This is a genomic window from Prevotella micans F0438 (assembly GCF_000243035.1).
In the GTDB taxonomy this organism is placed as follows: Bacteria; Bacteroidota; Bacteroidia; order Bacteroidales; family Bacteroidaceae; genus Prevotella; species Prevotella micans.
This window is the reverse complement of the sequence record NZ_JH594522.1, coordinates 686,315-703,368: the sequence shown is the minus strand read 5'-3', so window position 1 is coordinate 703,368 and position 17,054 is coordinate 686,315. Positions and strand designations below refer to the sequence as shown.

Below are 17,054 nucleotides of genomic sequence, written 5' to 3'. Positions count from 1 at the left end.
AGCCAAAAAAGATTTTTTTTCGGCCTCCAAGGACGTTTTGGTCGAAAAAAAAACTTTTTATTCGGCCTCCGGGAACTTTTGGAGCCAAAAAAAGATTTTTTTCGACCTCCGAGGACTTTTTGGTCGAAAAAAAACTTTTTATTCGGCCTCCGGGAACTTTTGGAGCCAAAAAAGATTTTTATTCGGCCCCCGAGAACTTTTCGACCGAAAAAAAAGTTTTTTCCCACCCCAGTACATTGCATGGCCCGAAAAAAAAGTTTTTTTTGCCACCCACAGAGTCATGCAAAGCCAAATTTTCGTCGCAGCTCCCACCCCGCAAAACAATCAGAAAAAAAATAAACGTAGAAAACGAAAAACAACAAAGTCGAACCCCCCAACAAAATGAAACATTATAGCCCAGACCGGCAACCAAGCATCTTCCGCTCCCTGGATTGGCTCACAATAATCATCTACCTCTGCCTCCTCACCTTCGGATGGATAAGCGTCTGCGGAGCCAGCTACACCTACGGCGACACCGACATCTTCTCGCTCTCCACCCGCTCCGGAATGCAAATCGTGTGGATCGGAACCTCAATCTGCCTCGGATTCGTAATCATAATGATGGACGACCGTTTCTACGACACATTCGCCTACGTAATCTACGGCATCCTCCTCCTGCTCCTCTTCGCAACCATCTTCAACCCACACTCCATCAAAGGCTCACGCTCCTGGCTCGTACTCGGGCCACTCCGCCTCCAACCCGCCGAATTCGCCAAATTCGCCACAGCCCTGGCAATCGCCAAATTCATGTCAGTCTACGGATTCACCATGCGCAACTGGAAACACTTCGCCGGAGCCTGCGGAATAATCTTCCTACCCATCCTATGCATAATCGGACAAAGCGAAACCGGCTCAGCCCTCGTCTACCTCTCATTCTTCCTCATGTTCTATCGCGAAGGAATGCCCGGGTCGATACTCTTCACCGGCGTCGCGATGATAGTATATTTCGTCGTCGGCATAAAATTCGAAAACGTAATGCTACTCAACACACCCACCTCCGTCGGAAAATTCAGCGTACTCCTGCTCGTCCAAATCTTCACCGCCGGAATGATGTGGGCCTACGCACCCAACCGCAAAAAAACCATCCGATTACTCCTCATCACACTCCTCCTCACAGCCGCATCACTCGCCATATCACGATACATCACCCCGTTCGACATCGTCTGGGCACAACTCCTCCTCTCCGCCATGATGATAGGCACACTCATCTACAACGCCCTCAACTCACGCTTCAAAGGCTACCTGTACATAGCCCTGTTCGCACTCGGCTCAATAGCCTTCTTCTATTCAGCCGACTACATGCTCAACCAAGTCATGCAACCACACCAACGAGTCAGAATAAACGTACTCCTCGGACTCGATGAAGACCTCGCCGGAGCAGGATACAACGTACACCAAAGCGAAATAGCAATCGGCTCAGGAGGACTCCAAGGAAAAGGATTCCTCAACGGAACACAAACAAAACTCAAATTCGTACCCGAACAAGACACCGACTTCATCTTCTGCACCGTAGGCGAAGAAGAAGGATTCCTCGGCTCAGCCACCGTACTCCTACTCTTCCTCGCCCTAATACTCCGACTAATGTATCTCGCCGAACGACAATCCTTCAAATTCGGACGCGTGTACGGATATTGCGTCGCCGGAATCTTCCTCTTCCACGTATTCATAAACGTCGGAATGGTACTAGGACTCACCCCCGTAATCGGAATCCCACTACCATTCTTCAGCTACGGAGGCTCATCCCTGTGGGGATTCACACTCCTCCTATTCATCTTCCTTCGCATCGACGCCGGCAGAAACCTAATACGACAATAAAACCCCACATAACACACATAAACAAAAAGAAACATCCTGACAATATTCTACTAAAGATTTGGAAACAAATAAAACAAGCCGTACTTTTGCAACCGACAGAGCAGCCATAAGCCGCTCATTAAATGTTCAATAAATAAATAATTAAAACAAAAAGCATGATAATTGTACCCGTAAAGGATGGCGAGAACATCGAAAGAGCTCTCAAGAAATTTAAAAGAAAGTTTGAAAAAACAGGCGTCGTAAAGGAACTACGCTCCCGTCAACAATACGACAAACCATCTGTTAAAAGACGTCTGAAGATGGAACACGCCATTTACATACAACAACTTCGCGACGCAGAAGAATAAAATCTCCAAAGACAAATACAAAACCCCTCCAAAAAACCAATCAAAGTGCTAGAAGTCGATAACTTTCTGAATTATCTAAGTTTAGAGCGAAACTACTCCCCATGCACTATTGATGGATACGGAAGAGACCTCAAACACTTCGAGCAATTCTTCAAAAAACAAGAAGAAAACCTCAACTGGGAAACAATAGACTCCGATATAATCCGTAACTGGATAGAAGAAATGATGAACCGAGGAAACAGCGCAACCTCAATAAACCGAAGACTAAGCGCCCTAAGATCATTCTACCGTTACGCTCAAAAACGAAAAATTATCTCACAAAATCCAGCCCGTTGTATAAAAGCTCCTAAACGAAAAAGAGCACTACCATATTTCCTCAAAGAAAAAGAAATGGACAACTTGCTCGACAAAACAAAACGGAGCAAAAAATATAATGACACACTAGCCCACACCATAATTATGGTGTTCTACGAAACAGGAATTCGTTTGTCAGAGTTATTGAATCTAAACGATGCCGATGTAAACTACATTACGAAAGAAATAAAAGTAATAGGCAAAAGAAACAAACATCGTATCATTCCTTTTGGGGAAGAACTCTACGAAGCATTGAAATCTTATAGAAATCAGCGCAATCAAGAAGTTGAAAGTCATTCCGAAGCCTTTTTTCAAACCCCTAAAGGAACGCGGATGACAATAGATCGGGTAAGAGAAATCGTAAAACAAGAACTCTCGAAAGTCTCCAGTATAGAAAAAAGAAGTCCTCATGTACTTCGTCACACTTTCGCGACAGCAATGCTTAATAATAAAGCCAACCTAGAAAGCGTGAAAGAACTACTTGGACATAAGAGTCTTTCTACGACAGAGATCTACACACACGTAACATTCGATCAATTAAAGAGTGCATATAAGAGCTCTCACCCCAGAGTTTAATCATAAAAACAATTGTAGATTATGGAAATAAACATTCAGTCCATCCATTTCAATATCACCGAAAAGCTACAAGCTTTTATTGATAAAAAACTCGATAAGCTGAATAAGTCATACGAGGAAATTCAGAGCATTGAAATAATTCTGAAAGTAGAAAAACCAACAGTAGCTTTGAATAAGATTGCTAGTATCAGTGTGAAAATATTGGGAAATACTCTTTTTGTAGAGAAGACATGTAGCACTTTTGAAGAAAGCCTAGATTTATGTATAGATTCAATAAAAGTGCAACTAGGCAAGATTAAATCAAAACAGAGAGGATATTGAAAAAACTTCATTTTCTTTCGTAAAATAAGAAAGAAGAATTTATCTTTGCATCCGTCTTATGCTATATAAAAAGTATTAGATATAAGCGCCTCTTTAGCTCAGATGGCCAGAGCACGTGATTTGTAATCTCGGGGTCGTTGGTTCGAATCCGACAAGAGGCTCTTCTAACCTTAGGTCAATTGGGTAGTTTCCAGAGTGGCCAAATGGGGCAGACTGTAAATCTGCTGCTTCTAGCTTCGGTGGTTCGAATCCATCACTACCCACATTGTTTTTTGCGGAAATAGCTCAGTTGATTAGAGCACTAGCCTTCCAAGCTGGGGGTCGCGGGTTTGAGTCCCGTTTTCCGCTCTTTTGCTGTAATAGCTCAGTGGTAGAGCACTTCCTTGGTAAGGAAGAGGTCCTGAGTTCAACTCTCAGTTACAGCTCTAGTATATCGTAAATACCCCGTAAAATAAAGTTTATTCGTTTAATATTAAATAAAGAAAGTTATGGCTAAAGAAGAATTTGTGCGTACCAAACCGCATGTAAATATTGGCACAATTGGTCATGTTGATCATGGTAAAACTACCTTGACTGCAGCTATCTCTAAGGTGCTTAATGAGAAGTTAGGTACAGCGGAGGAAGTTAAATCGTTCGATCAGATTGATAATGCTCCTGAAGAGAAAGAGCGTGGTATTACAATTAATACAGCTCATATTGAGTATGAGACTGGAAAACGCCATTATGCACATGTAGACTGTCCTGGTCATGCCGATTATGTAAAGAATATGGTTACTGGTGCTGCGCAGATGGATGGTGCAATTCTTGTGGTTGCTGCAACTGATGGTCCCATGCCTCAGACTCGTGAGCATGTTTTATTAGCACGGCAGGTAAATGTGCCTCGTTTGGTCGTGTTTCTCAATAAGTGTGATATGGTTGAGGATGAGGAAATGTTAGAACTCGTTGAAATGGAGGTTCGTGAGATTCTTGAACAATATGGTTATGAAGAAGATACTCCTATTGTTCGCGGTTCAGCCTTAGGAGCCTTGAATAGTGTTGATAAATGGGTCGATTCCGTTCTGAAATTAATGGATACCGTAGATGATTGGATACAGGAACCTCAGCGAGAAGTAGATAAACCTTTTTTGATGCCAGTTGAAGATGTTTTTTCTATTACGGGACGTGGCACAGTTGCTACAGGACGTATCGAGACTGGTAAATGTAAAGTCGGTGATGAAATTCAATTGCTTGGTTTAGGCGAAGATAAGAAGTCTGTTATTACAGGAGTTGAGATGTTTCGTAAAAATCTAGCAGAGGGTCAGGCTGGAGATAATGTTGGACTTTTACTTCGTGGTATTGATAAGGAAGAAGTTAAGCGTGGAATGGTTGTTGTGCATCCAGGTGCAATAACTCCTCATGATCATTTTAAGGCGGCTATATATGTATTGAAAAAAGAAGAAGGTGGTCGTCATACACCTTTTGGGAATAAATATCGCCCTCAGTTCTATCTGCGTACGATGGATTGTACTGGTGAAATAAAACTTCCTGATGGAGTTGAGATGGTTATGCCAGGTGATAATGTAGAGATAGAGGTTGAATTGATCTATAAGGTGGCTCTAAACGAAGGGCTCCGATTTGCAATTCGCGAAGGTGGACGTACAGTTGGTTCAGGTCAGATTACAGCTATTTTAGATGATATAAAATAGAGAGTCTTCACTTCTTTAATAAAAAATAATTCCCGTTTTATCTAGAACGGGAATTTATTTACGGGTTTAGCTCAGTTGGTAGAGCACTGGTCTCCAAAACCAGGTGTCGAGGGTTCGAGTCCTTCAACCCGTGCAATATTATATTATATGTTTAAGAATATATTATATTATAGCAAGGCTTGTTACGAAGAACTTGTATGTAAAACTACATGGCCAACCCGTGCAGAGCTTATACATAGAGCTATGATTGTACTATCCGCTTCCTTAATTATAGCTGTAGTTGTATTCTCTATGGATTTTATTATCCAGCATTTAATGGCATTTGTATACCCAAGTTAAATAGACATTAGGCAGAATAAATGGTCTCTACAGAAAGGAAATGGTATGTAATTCGTGTGATTAGTGGTAAGGAGGCGAAGGTTAAAGAATATATCGAAGCCGAATTGCGACAAGACAGAAAATTGGCAGAAAATGTGTTTGAGATTTTATTGCCTACAGAATCACGTACTACTTTGCGTAATGGGAAACGTGTGGTAATTGAGAGATTGAGTCTTCCAGGATACTTATTACTTCAGGCTAATATGTCTCCAGAGGTAGCTTCAACTCTCCGTTTTATACCTAATGTTCTTGGGTTTCTAGGTGGTATATCTAATCCTTCTCCTGTAAGACAGACTGATATCAATAAACTTCTTGGTAATTCAGATTATTCAGAATTGAATAATCTTGTAAAGACACCTTATAAGGTAGGAGAGTCTGTTAAGGTTATTGACGGACCTTTTACGGGCTTCCATGGTGTTATAGAAGAAATAAATACCGATAAGTATAAGTTGAAAGTCATGGTTATGATTTTTGGTCGTCAAAATCCCCTAGAATTGGGTTTTATGCAAGTTGCAAAAGAGGATTGAGATTATAGTTACGGATCTTCTCCTTCTTCTATAATTTTTAATTTTAATATTGACAAAAATGGCTAAAGAGATTGCCGGATTAATTAAATTGCAAATTAAAGGTGGTGCAGCTAATCCTTCTCCTCCTGTAGGACCTGCTTTAGGTTCTAAGGGTATTAACATAATGGGATTTTGTAAGGAGTTTAATGCTCGTACCCAAAGTAAGGCTGGTAAGATACTCCCAGTTGTAATTACCTATTATAACGATAAATCTTTCAGCTTTATAATAAAGACTCCTCCTGCGGCTGTTCAATTATTAGAGATGGCAAAGGTCAAGAGTGGGTCTGGTGAACCTAATCGTAAGAAAGTTGCATCTGTTACTTGGGAACAAATAAAGATTATTGCTGAGGATAAGATGTCGGACTTAAATTGTTTTACAGTTGAAAGTGCGATGAGGCTTGTCGCAGGTACGGCACGTAGTATGGGTATTACCGTAAAAGGAGACTTTCCGGGTAAATAACAATTAAAATTTACAGTGAAATGACTAAACTGACAAGAAATCAGAAATTAGTGGCTGATAAAGTGGAGATTGGCAAAGCTTATACTTTGAAGGATGCTTCTAAATTGGTGAAAGACCTTACTACTACAAAATTTGATGCATCTGTTGATATAGATGTACGTCTAGGTGTAGATCCACGCAAGGCTAACCAGATGGTTCGTGGGGTGGTGTCGTTACCTAATGGTACTGGTAAGGTTACTCGTGTTCTTTGTCTATGTACTCCTGATCAAGAAGTTGCAGCAAAAGAAGCTGGTGCTGATTATGTTGGACTTGATGAATATATAGATAAAATTAAAGGCGGGTGGACTGATATAGATGTGATTATCACGATGCCTTCTTGTATGGGTAAGGTTGGTCCTTTAGGACGTGTTCTTGGGCCACGTGGTTTGATGCCTAATCCTAAAAGTGGTACCGTTACCATGGATGTTGCTAAGGCTGTAAAAGACATCAAACAGGGTAAGATTGACTTTAAAGTAGATAAGGCTGGTATAATTCATACTTCAATTGGCAAGGTTAGTATGTCTCCAGAGCAAATCTTTGGTAATGCTAAGGAGTTTATCTTAACAGTGAATAAACTTAAGCCTGCAGCGGCTAAAGGTACGTATATAAAGAGTATCTTTATTTCAAGCACTATGAGCAGAGGTATAAAGATTGATCCTAAATCTGCCGAGTAACTCTAAAAGTTTTGTAACATGAAGAAAGAAATCAAAGATACGATTATTACAGATCTAGGATCTAAGTTGAAGGAGTTCCCTCATTTCTATTTAGTAGATGTGTCTGGATTGAATGCCGAATCTACTAGTAGCCTTCGTCGTAAATGTTTCAATAGTGAGATTAAGATGGTTGTTGTAAAAAACAATTTGCTTCTTAAAGCTTTTGAAGCCTCTGATGTTGACTACGAGCCTTTATATGGCTCCTTAAAGGGTAATACGGCTGTTATGTTCTGTCAGACGGCAAATATAGTAGCCAAATTATTAAAGGAATATACTAAAGAAGGGATTCCAGCACTCAAAGCAGCTTATGCTGAGGAATCGATATTTATAGGTGGTGATAAACTAGAAGAGCTTGTAGCTCTGAAAAGTAAGAATGAACTCATTGCGGATGTTGTGGCATTACTACAGTCTCCTGTGAAAAATGTTTCTTCAGCTCTACAATCGAGTGCAAATAAGATTCATGGCTTACTAAAGACCTTAGGTGAGCGTCCTGAATAAAAATTATAGGTCAAATAAAAATTGTATAAAGAATAAAATTAAAAATTTAGAATAAAATGGCAGACGTAAAAACTATTGCAGAAGAATTAGTGAATCTTACTGTTAAGGAAGTAAATGAGTTAGCAACTATCTTGAAAGATGAGTATGGAATCGAACCTGCTGCTGCAGCCGTAGCTGTTGCTGGCCCTGCTGCTGTAGCAGGTGGCGCTGGTCCTGCTGCTGAAGAAAAGAGTGAGTTTGATGTTATTCTTGCTGATGCAGGAGCAAACAAACTTAAAGTTGTAAAGGCAGTTAAGGAAGCTTGTGGCTTAGGTTTGAAAGAGGCTAAAGATCTCGTAGACGGTGCTCCTTCTACTCTTAAGGAAGGTTTGTCTAAAGATGAAGCCGAAAACCTTAAGAAGGCAATAGAGGCAGAGGGTGCTAAGGTTGAATTGAAGTAATTTACTTCTATACCATTTTACTCTTTAGTTAAGAGTAAGACTTCTCCTCAATGAAAAATAGGGTTGGAATTTACCAGATAGGTGAATTCTGGCCCTTTTGTTTCTCTAAATATTTCATAGAACTTTAATTATAGTCAGGTTATTACCGTCCGGTAAATAATAGCAGATTCACATCCATCTACTTATTCGTTGGTTTAGGTATAGGATTTTGTTTTTGTTGGTATGGTTTTGCAAAATACGATGGCATGAAAAGAGTCTTCGGTATGGTTTTGCAAAATGCGATGGCATGAAAAGAGTCTTCGGTATGGTTTTGCAAAATGCGATGGCATGAAAAGAGTCTTCGATATGGTTTTGCAAAATGCGATGGCATGAAAAGAGTCTTCGGTATGGTTTTGCAAAATGCGATAGCATGAAAAGGGTCTTCGAGATAGTTTTGCAAAATGCGATAGCATAAAATGAATTTTACCGGACTGTAATGGTTTATATATATTATTGACTATCAATAAGCTTAATATAGTAGGCAGTTTAAAAACATTTCAAAATTAATTATGGCAACAAAGAATAACCCGAGAGTAAACTTTGCCAAAATACAGAATCCATATCCGTATCCAGATTTTCTAGATTTGCAGTTGAAATCGTTTCGTGATTTTCTGCAATTGGACACACCTCCAGAAGATCGCAAGAATGATGGTTTGTATAAGGTGTTTGTCGAGAATTTCCCTATAAGCGACACACGTAATAATTTCGTTCTGGAATTCTTGGACTATTATATAGATCCGCCTCGTTATACTATTTCAGAATGTTTGGAACGTGGGTTAACATATAGTGTTCCTTTGAAAGCAAAGATGAAGCTCTACTGTACAGATCCCGATCATGAAGATTTTGGAACATTTATTCAGGATGTCTTTCTTGGCACAATTCCTTACATGACCAGTAATGGTACTTTCGTTATAAATGGTGCAGAACGTGTGGTTGTTTCGCAATTACATCGTTCGCCTGGGGTATTCTTTGGACAAGGCGTACATGCTAACGGTACTGTGCTTTACAGTGCTCGTATTATTCCTTTTAAAGGCTCATGGATCGAGTTTGCAACAGATATAAATAATGTCATGTATGCCTACATTGACCGTAAAAAGAAACTGCCAGTTACAACCATGCTTCGTGCTATTGGTTTTGAATCAGATAAAGATATTCTGAAAATATTCGATCTCTGTGAAGAGGTTAAAGCCAATAAGAAAAACATGAAGGCAGCTTTAGGGCGTAGGTTGGCCGGTAATGTTATGAAAAGTTGGAATGAAGACTTTGTAGATGAGGATACGGGTGAAGTGGTTTCTATTGAGCGTAACGAAGTTGTTGTTGAACGCGAAACTGAGATTACAGAAGAAAATATAGGTGTGATTTTGGATAGTGGAATCTCGACAGTTTTACTTCATAAGGACGAAGATGCAGCAAACAAGTATTCCATTATTTTCAATACTCTAGCAAAAGACCCAAGCCATTCAGAGATAGAGGCTGTAAATTACATATATCGCCAACTGCGTAATGCTGATGCTGCTGATGATTCTAGTGCTCGTGAAGTATTTCAGAATTTATTCTTCTCGGAAAAACGCTATGATCTTGGAGATGTCGGACGTTATAGGATAAATAAGAAACTTGGGTTAAATACCGATATGGATATTCGGGTGCTCACTAAGGATGATATTATAGAGATTATAAAATATCTTATTAATCTCATCAATTCGAATGCAACGGTAGACGACATTGACCATTTATCTAATCGTCGTGTTAGGACGGTAGGCGAACAACTAGCAAGTCAATTTTCGATAGGTCTGGCCCGTATGAGTCGTACTATTCGTGAACGTATGAATGTACGCGACAATGAGGTATTCCAACCTACGGATTTGATAAACGCCAAGACAATATCCAGTGTAATAAATTCTTTCTTCGGAACGAACCCATTGAGTCAGTTCATGGATCAAACAAATCCGCTTGCTGAAGTTACCCACAAACGCCGTCTTTCCGCACTAGGTCCTGGTGGACTCTCTCGTGAACGTGCCGGTTTCGAGGTGCGTGATGTACATTTCACTCACTACGGGCGTCTTTGCCCGATTGAGTCGCCAGAAGGCCCCAATATCGGTCTAATATCTTCTCTTTGTCTTTATGCCAAGATAAACGACCTTGGTTTCATAGTGACTCCTTATCGTAAGATTAAGAACAGTAAGGTGAATCTTGAAAACCGAAATGTAATTTATCTGACGGCTGAGGAAGAAGAAGAAAAAATAATAGGACAAGGTAATGCTCCTCTTAATCCTGATGGAACATTTATACGTTCGACAGTAAAATGTCGTCAGGATGCTGATTATCCTGTTGTTTCTCCTGATAAGGTCGATCTTATGGATGTTTCTCCGCAGCAGATTGCTTCTGTTTCGGCCGGATTAATTCCATTCTTGGAGCACGATGATGGACACCGAGCATTGATGGGATGTAATATGATGCGCCAAGCAGTCCCATTGCTCCATAACGATGCCCCAATTGTCGGAACAGGATTGGAAAAGCAAGTTTGTGAAGATTCACGTACAATGATAGTAGCCGAAGGAAATGGCGTCGTTGAATATGTTGATGCAACAACCATTCGTATTCTTTACGATCGTACAAAGGATGAAGAATTTGTTAGTTTCGAACCGGCTCTAAAAGAATATATTATTCCAAAGTTCCGTCGCACAAACCAGAACATGGTAATAGACCTACGTCCTATCTGTAGTAAAGGTCAGCGTGTGAAAAATGGCGATATTCTAACCGAAGGTTATGCTACAGAAAACGGTGAATTAGCTTTAGGACGAAATCTGCTTGTAGCCTATATGCCATGGAAAGGTTATAACTATGAGGACGCTGTAGTTATTTCTGAACGTATGGTTCGTGAAGACGTGCTCACTTCAGTACATGTAGATGAATATTCACTCGAAGTTCGCGAAACGAAGCGTGGAGTTGAAGAGTTCACTGCAGATATACCAAACGTCAGTGAGGAGGCAACAAAAGACCTTGATGATAACGGTATAATCAGAGTAGGTGCTCGTGTAGAACCAGGCGATATAATGATTGGTAAGATTTCGCCTAAAGGTGAGAGCGATCCATCTCCAGAGGAAAAACTTCTTCGTGCAATATTTGGCGATAAAGCTGGTGATGTGAAAGATTCTTCTCTAAAAGCCAATCCTTCGTTGAGCGGTGTAGTAATAGATAGGAAATTATTTGCACGCTCCATAAAGAGTCGTGAAGGTAAGAGACAAGATAAACTCATACTTGCAAACCTCGACGAGGAACATGAGGCAAAATTAAATGACTTGAAGGACCTGCTTGTTGACAAACTTATGTCTCTCATAGAAGACAAAGAATCGCAAGGAATTAAAGATTATTCTGACGCCGAAATAATAACAAAAGGTAGTCGATTTACAGTTGTTGCGCTTAAGAATCTAGACTATGAAGGTATTCAGTCGAATGACTGGACCGACGACGAGCACACTAATCAGCTCATTCAACAGCTTATCATGAACTATATACATAAGTTCAAACAGATGGATGCTGACCTGAAACGCAGAAAGTTCGCTATAACTATCGGTGATGAACTTCCATCCGGAGTGTTGCAAATGGCTAAGGTATATATTGCTAAAAAGCGCAAGATCCAAGTAGGAGATAAGCTTGCCGGTCGTCATGGTAATAAAGGAATTGTGTCAAAGGTTGTTCGTGCCGAAGATATGCCATTCCTAGAGGATGGCCGACCAGTAGACTTAGTATTGAACCCAATGGGTGTGCCGTCACGTATGAACCTTGGACAGATTTTTGAGGCTATATTGGGTGCTGCTGGTCGTAATTTGGGGGTCAAGTTTGCCACACCTATTTTCGATGGTGCAAAATTGGAAGATTTAAAAGAATGGACAGACAAAGCAGGCTTACCTAATCTTTGCTCCACCTACATATATGATGGAGAAACCGGAGAACGTTTCGATCAGCCTGCAACCGTGGGAATCACTTACTTCCTGAAGCTAGGGCACATGGTTGAAGACAAGATGCACTCTCGTAGTATTGGTCCGTATTCCCTCATAACTCAGCAGCCACTTGGCGGTAAAGCACAATTCGGTGGACAGCGTTTCGGTGAGATGGAAGTTTGGGCTATCGAAGCTTTCGGAGCTTCGCATATTCTTCAGGAAATTCTAACTGTGAAATCCGATGATGTTGTTGGTCGTTCCAAAGCCTACGAGGCTATAGTTAAAGGTGACCCGATGCCGACTCCAGGTATACCCGAATCGTTGAACGTGCTGTTGCACGAACTTCGAGGACTAGGTCTAAGTATCAAACTTGATTAAAACGTTCACCCTAAAATAGAAGTAAAACATGGCTTTTAAGAAAGAAAATAAAGTTAAGAGTAATTTTAGTAAGATTACAATAGGCTTGGCCTCCCCAGAAGAGATTCTGGAAAACTCTTATGGTGAAGTCACCAAACCGGAAACAATTAACTACAGAACTTATAAACCCGAGCGTGACGGTCTTTTTTGCGAACGTATATTCGGGCCCACTAAGGACTATGAGTGTGCTTGTGGAAAGTATAAACGTATTCGTTACAAAGGAATAGTTTGTGACAGATGCGGAGTTGAAGTAACCGAAAAAAAGGTACGTCGCGAGCGCGCCGGTCATATAGAACTGGTTGTTCCGGTTGCCCATATCTGGTATTTCCGGAGTTTACCGAATAAGATAGGCTATCTGTTAGGACTTCCAACAAAGAAGCTGGATTCCATTGTCTACTATGAAAAATATGTAGTTATTCAGCCGGGAGTTGTTGAGGGGATGAAACAGACTGATAGTGAGGATGACTTAAACGGTTCGCATAAGTTCGACCTCATTTCAGAAGATGAATATCTGGATATTTTATACAATAAAGTTCCCGAAGGAAATGAAACTCTAGACGATTCTGATCCAAAGAAGTTCATCGCAAAGATGGGGGCAGAAGCAATTTACGACTTATTGTTGAACATAGATCTCGACCGTCTAGCAGGCGAACTTCGTGACCGTGCAACAACCGATTCCAGTCAGCAACGTAAAAGCGAAGCTCTAAAGCGTCTTCAGGTAGTGGAATCTCTACGTCAGGCCAAGGGGATTAATCGTCCGGAGTGGATGATTATGAAGATTGTTCCAGTTACTCCGCCTGAACTTCGCCCGCTTGTACCGCTGGATGGTGGACGCTTCGCTACATCCGATCTCAACGATCTCTATCGTCGTGTTATCATTCGTAATAACCGTTTGAAAAGGCTCATTGAGATTAAAGCTCCAGAGGTAATTCTTAGAAATGAGAAGCGTATGCTTCAGGAAGCCGTCGACTCTCTGATTGACAACAGTCGTAAGTCATCGGCAGTAAAGAGTGAAAGCAATCGTCCACTGAAATCCCTCTCCGATTCACTTAAAGGTAAACAAGGACGTTTCCGTCAGAATCTTCTGGGTAAGCGTGTTGACTATTCCGCACGTTCGGTTATTGTCGTTGGCCCGGAGCTAAAAATGGGTGAGTGCGGTTTGCCTAAGTTGATGGCTGCTGAGCTCTACAAGCCGTTTATAATCCGTAAACTTATTGAGCGTGGTATTGTCAAAACCGTTAAGAGTGCAAAGAAAATTGTTGATCGCCGTGAACCGGTGATTTGGGATATTCTTGAGAACGTTATGAAAGGGCATCCCGTTCTTCTGAACCGTGCCCCGACACTTCACCGTTTGGGTATACAGGCTTTCCAGCCAAAACTTATCGAGGGTAAAGCCATTCAGCTACACCCATTGGCATGTACAGCGTTCAATGCCGACTTTGACGGTGACCAGATGGCCGTACATCTGCCATTGAGCAACGAGGCTGTTCTTGAAGCACAGGTACTCATGCTTCAAAGCCATAATATTCTCAATCCAGCAAATGGAGCACCTATCACTGTACCTTCGCAAGATATGGTGCTTGGTCTATACTATATCACAAAGATTCGCCCGGGTGCAAAAGGCGAAGGCCTAACTTTTTTACGGAGCTGAAGAGGCTATCATTGCAAACAATGAAGGAAGATGCGACTTGCATGCACAAGTGAAAGTGATGGTCGACGACTTGATCGATGGCAAAATACAGAAGCGATTAGTAGAAACATCTGTCGGACGTGTCATCGTCAATCAGATTATTCCAATCGAAGTCGGATTTTTCAATGGAATCATATCCAAGAAATCCCTGCGCGGACTTATTGCCGATGTAATCAAAGCTGTCGGAATGGCGCGAGCATGTACGTTCCTTGACGGTATAAAGAATCTGGGATATCACATGTCATATGTTGCTGGTCTTTCGTTCAATCTCGGTGATATCATCGTACCTGAAGAGAAAGAAAGTATCGTTGGAAAGGGACAAGAGGAAGTAGACCAAGTACGCCAGAACTATGAAATGGGTTTCATAACCGATAAGGAACGCTACAATCAGGTTATTGACGCTTGGACACACGTGAACAATAACCTGAAGCAGAACGTGATGAAACATATGACCGAAGCTGACCAGGGATTCAATGCCGTTTATATGATGCTCGATTCTGGAGCACGTGGATCAGCTGACCAGATAGCCCAGCTTGCTGGTATGCGCGGACTCATGGCTAAGCCACAGAAAGCAGGAGCCGAAGGAACCCAAATCATCGAGAACCCGATCATTTCGAATTTCAAGGAAGGAATGTCGGTGCTCGAATATTTTATATCTTCGCACGGTGCAAGAAAAGGACTAGCCGACACGGCCATGAAAACCGCTGATGCCGGATATCTTACCAGACGTTTGGTTGACGTTTCACATGATGTTATTATTACCGAAGAAGACTGCGGTTCTCTACGTGGACTTGAATGCCGAGCACTCAAGAACGGTGACGAAGTCATTGCAACACTCTATGAACGCATTCTCGGTCGAGTGTCGGTACATGACGTTGTGAACCCCACAACTAGCGAGCTTATTGTGGCCGCCGGCGAAGAAATAACCGAAGAAAAAGCAAGAGCCATAGAACAATCACCGCTCGAGATGGTCGAAATCCGCTCTGTGCTCACCTGCGAAAGCAAAAAAGGAGTATGTATGAAGTGCTACGGCCGAAATCTCGCAACAGCCCGTATGGTTCAGCTTGGTGAAGCTGTAGGAGTCATTGCAGCCCAAGCTATTGGTGAACCTGGAACACAGCTTACGCTGCGAACATTCCACGCTGGAGGTGTTGCAGGTAATGCTGCCTCCAACGCTTCCATCGTTTCGAAAAATGATGCTCGAATTGAGTTCGACGAACTCCGCACGGTACCTTTCGTAGATGAGGACAATAAGAAATGCCAGATGGTTGTGAGCCGACTCGCAGATATTCGATTCATTGATCCCAAAACAGGTATTGTGCTCCTCACCGATAATGTGCCATACGGTAGCTCACTCTATTTCAAAAATGGCGATACTGTCAAGAAAGATGATCTCATTTGTAAATGGGATCCGTTCAATGCTGTTATCGTGAGTGAATATGAAGGTGTAATCAGATTACACGATGTCATTGAAGGAACAACCTATAAGGCTGAAACCGACGAGGCAACCGGGCTCACAGAGCGAATCATAACTGAAGCACGCGATAAAAATCACGTGCCGACACTTGATATCGTGAAGTCGGGTGCCAAGAAAGGAGCCGATGGACAATACGCAGCTGAGGATATTCTCGGAACTTACAATCTGCCAGTGGGAGGACATCTCGAACAAGTTGTTAAAGACGGAACAAAGGTGAAAACCGGAACAACGCTCGTTAAAATCCCACGTTCGGTTGGTGGAGCAGGTGATATTACTGGAGGTCTACCGCGTGTAACCGAACTCTTTGAGGCACGTAACCCATCGAATCCGGCAGTAGTTTCCGAAATCGATGGTGAAGTAACCATGGGAAAAGTCAAACGAGGCAATCGTGAGATAATGATAACCTCCAAAACTGGCGAACAACGTAAGTATCTAGTCAGCCTATCGAAGCAAATCCTAGTGCAGGAGCATGATGCAGTGCGTGCCGGAACACCACTCTCCGATGGCATAATCACCCCGGCTGACATACTATCGATTAAGGGTCCTACAGCCGTACAAGAGTATATCGTTAACGAAGTTCAGGACGTTTATCGACTCCAAGGAGTGAAAATCAATGATAAGCACTTCGAAATCATCGTTAGACAAATGATGCGCAAGGTTCGAATAGACGACCCGGGAGATACTACTTTCCTAGAGCAGGAACTCGTAGACAAACTCGACTTTGCTGCTGAGAACGACCGTATCTGGGGAAAGAAAGTTGTTACCGACCCAGGAGATTCAGAATATTGTTACAAAGGTCAGATACTCTCAGTTCGCAAGTTACGCGACGAAAACTCTAGTCTCAAGCGCCGTGATCTCCGTACCGTTCAAGTACGCGACGCCGTCTTGGCAACAGCTACCCAGATGTTGCAAGGAATCACCCGTGCAGCCCTCGGAACAAAGAGTTTCATGAGTGCCGCATCATTCCAAGAAACAACGAAGGTACTTAACGAAGCAGCCATTCGCGGCAAGACCGACTATCTCGAAGGCATGAAGGAGAATGTTATCTGCGGTCATCTCGTACCAGCCGGAACCGGTTTACGTCAATGGCAAAAAATCATCGTAGGGTCTCAAGACGAATACATGCGCATGGAAATCAACCGTCGCAATATTCTCGATATAACCGAACCGCAAAGCCGCAAGGCGAAGAGATAAACACTGCGAGAGCCTGTCGAATTAGTCGACGGGCTCTCTTTTTCTCATTCTATCGTCAATATGGA

General features: G+C 42.0%; 13 protein-coding genes, 5 tRNA genes and 1 pseudogene. All 19 read left to right on the top strand.

The annotated features are described in order from the left end of the window. A partial coding sequence (locus HMPREF9140_RS10670; protein ID WP_216593054.1) for a hypothetical protein occupies positions 1–395 on the top strand: 395 nt, incomplete at its 5' end. Then, complete coding sequence (rodA, locus tag HMPREF9140_RS07435; protein ID WP_006953034.1) at positions 382–1,854, top strand: rod shape-determining protein RodA; 1,473 nt, start codon at positions 382–384, stop codon at positions 1,852–1,854. The genes HMPREF9140_RS10670 and rodA, both read left to right, overlap by 14 nt. Positions 1,855–2,009: 155 nt before the next feature. Then, positions 2,010–2,201: a 30S ribosomal protein S21 gene (gene rpsU, locus HMPREF9140_RS07430; RefSeq protein ID WP_006953032.1), complete on the top strand. Its 192-nt coding sequence runs from the start codon at positions 2,010–2,012 to the stop codon at positions 2,199–2,201. A 45-nt stretch (positions 2,202–2,246) separates the two neighbouring features. Further along, positions 2,247–3,131 carry a tyrosine recombinase XerC gene (locus HMPREF9140_RS07425; protein WP_006953030.1) on the top strand — a complete coding sequence of 295 codons (885 nt, stop codon included), beginning with the start codon at positions 2,247–2,249 and terminating at the stop codon, positions 3,129–3,131. A 21-nt stretch (positions 3,132–3,152) separates the two neighbouring features. Next, positions 3,153–3,452, top strand: coding sequence for a ribosome hibernation-promoting factor, HPF/YfiA family (gene hpf / locus HMPREF9140_RS07420; protein WP_006953028.1), 300 nt, complete (start codon positions 3,153–3,155; stop codon positions 3,450–3,452). Between the two features lie 87 nt (positions 3,453–3,539). Further along, positions 3,540–3,613, top strand: a tRNA-Thr gene (locus HMPREF9140_RS07415). A 20-nt stretch (positions 3,614–3,633) separates the two neighbouring features. Further along, positions 3,634–3,715, top strand: a tRNA-Tyr gene (locus tag HMPREF9140_RS07410). An 11-nt stretch (positions 3,716–3,726) separates the two neighbouring features. Beyond that, positions 3,727–3,800 (top strand) — tRNA-Gly (locus HMPREF9140_RS07405). Positions 3,801–3,805: 5 nt separating this feature from the next. Next, positions 3,806–3,877: transfer RNA gene (locus HMPREF9140_RS07400), tRNA-Thr, on the top strand. A gap of 63 nt (positions 3,878–3,940) precedes the next feature. Beyond that, complete coding sequence (tuf, locus tag HMPREF9140_RS07395; protein WP_006953026.1) at positions 3,941–5,137, top strand: elongation factor Tu; 1,197 nt, start codon at positions 3,941–3,943, stop codon at positions 5,135–5,137. 60 nt (positions 5,138–5,197) lie between these two features. Continuing rightward, positions 5,198–5,270: transfer RNA gene (locus HMPREF9140_RS07390), tRNA-Trp, on the top strand. Positions 5,271–5,284: 14 nt separating this feature from the next. Next, positions 5,285–5,476 (top strand): preprotein translocase subunit SecE, encoded by a 192-nt coding sequence (gene secE, locus HMPREF9140_RS10970; protein ID WP_081474523.1) that lies wholly within the window; start codon positions 5,285–5,287, stop codon positions 5,474–5,476. A gap of 20 nt (positions 5,477–5,496) precedes the next feature. Next, positions 5,497–6,042 carry a transcription termination/antitermination protein NusG gene (gene nusG / locus HMPREF9140_RS07385; protein WP_006953024.1) on the top strand — a complete coding sequence of 182 codons (546 nt, stop codon included), beginning with the start codon at positions 5,497–5,499 and terminating at the stop codon, positions 6,040–6,042. A 58-nt stretch (positions 6,043–6,100) separates the two neighbouring features. Then, positions 6,101–6,541 (top strand): 50S ribosomal protein L11, encoded by a 441-nt coding sequence (gene rplK / locus HMPREF9140_RS07380; RefSeq protein ID WP_006953023.1) that lies wholly within the window; start codon positions 6,101–6,103, stop codon positions 6,539–6,541. A 20-nt stretch (positions 6,542–6,561) separates the two neighbouring features. After that, positions 6,562–7,254 carry a 50S ribosomal protein L1 gene (gene rplA / locus HMPREF9140_RS07375; protein ID WP_006953021.1) on the top strand — a complete coding sequence of 231 codons (693 nt, stop codon included), beginning with the start codon at positions 6,562–6,564 and terminating at the stop codon, positions 7,252–7,254. An 18-nt stretch (positions 7,255–7,272) separates the two neighbouring features. Next, the gene (gene rplJ, locus HMPREF9140_RS07370; protein WP_006953019.1) at positions 7,273–7,791 is read left to right on the top strand and encodes a 50S ribosomal protein L10; all 519 of its coding nucleotides are present in this window, start codon (positions 7,273–7,275) and stop codon (positions 7,789–7,791) included. A 56-nt stretch (positions 7,792–7,847) separates the two neighbouring features. Then, a complete protein-coding gene (gene rplL / locus HMPREF9140_RS07365) occupies positions 7,848–8,231 on the top strand; it encodes a 50S ribosomal protein L7/L12 (protein ID WP_006953017.1) in 384 nt (127 codons plus the stop codon). A 548-nt stretch (positions 8,232–8,779) separates the two neighbouring features. Beyond that, positions 8,780–12,589 (top strand): DNA-directed RNA polymerase subunit beta, encoded by a 3,810-nt coding sequence (gene rpoB, locus HMPREF9140_RS07355; protein WP_006953015.1) that lies wholly within the window; start codon positions 8,780–8,782, stop codon positions 12,587–12,589. Between the two features lie 28 nt (positions 12,590–12,617). Continuing rightward, a pseudogene (rpoC, locus tag HMPREF9140_RS07350) lies at positions 12,618–16,989 on the top strand (DNA-directed RNA polymerase subunit beta'). Positions 16,990–17,054 lie beyond the last annotated feature (65 nt).

Excerpts from the sequence above, each read along its gene's own strand:
- rodA (WP_006953034.1), top strand. The coding sequence starts at position 382 with ATGAAACATTATAGCCCAGACCGGCAACCAAGCATCTTCCGCTCCCTG.
- rpsU (WP_006953032.1), top strand. The coding sequence starts at position 2,010 with ATGATAATTGTACCCGTAAAGGATGGCGAGAACATCGAAAGAGCTCTC.
- hpf (WP_006953028.1), top strand. The coding sequence starts at position 3,153 with ATGGAAATAAACATTCAGTCCATCCATTTCAATATCACCGAAAAGCTA.
- tuf (WP_006953026.1), top strand. The coding sequence starts at position 3,941 with ATGGCTAAAGAAGAATTTGTGCGTACCAAACCGCATGTAAATATTGGC.
- secE (WP_081474523.1), top strand. The coding sequence starts at position 5,285 with ATGTTTAAGAATATATTATATTATAGCAAGGCTTGTTACGAAGAACTT.
- nusG (WP_006953024.1), top strand. The coding sequence starts at position 5,497 with ATGGTCTCTACAGAAAGGAAATGGTATGTAATTCGTGTGATTAGTGGT.
- rplK (WP_006953023.1), top strand. The coding sequence starts at position 6,101 with ATGGCTAAAGAGATTGCCGGATTAATTAAATTGCAAATTAAAGGTGGT.
- rplA (WP_006953021.1), top strand. The coding sequence starts at position 6,562 with ATGACTAAACTGACAAGAAATCAGAAATTAGTGGCTGATAAAGTGGAG.
- rplJ (WP_006953019.1), top strand. The coding sequence starts at position 7,273 with ATGAAGAAAGAAATCAAAGATACGATTATTACAGATCTAGGATCTAAG.
- rplL (WP_006953017.1), top strand. The coding sequence starts at position 7,848 with ATGGCAGACGTAAAAACTATTGCAGAAGAATTAGTGAATCTTACTGTT.
- rpoB (WP_006953015.1), top strand. The coding sequence starts at position 8,780 with ATGGCAACAAAGAATAACCCGAGAGTAAACTTTGCCAAAATACAGAAT.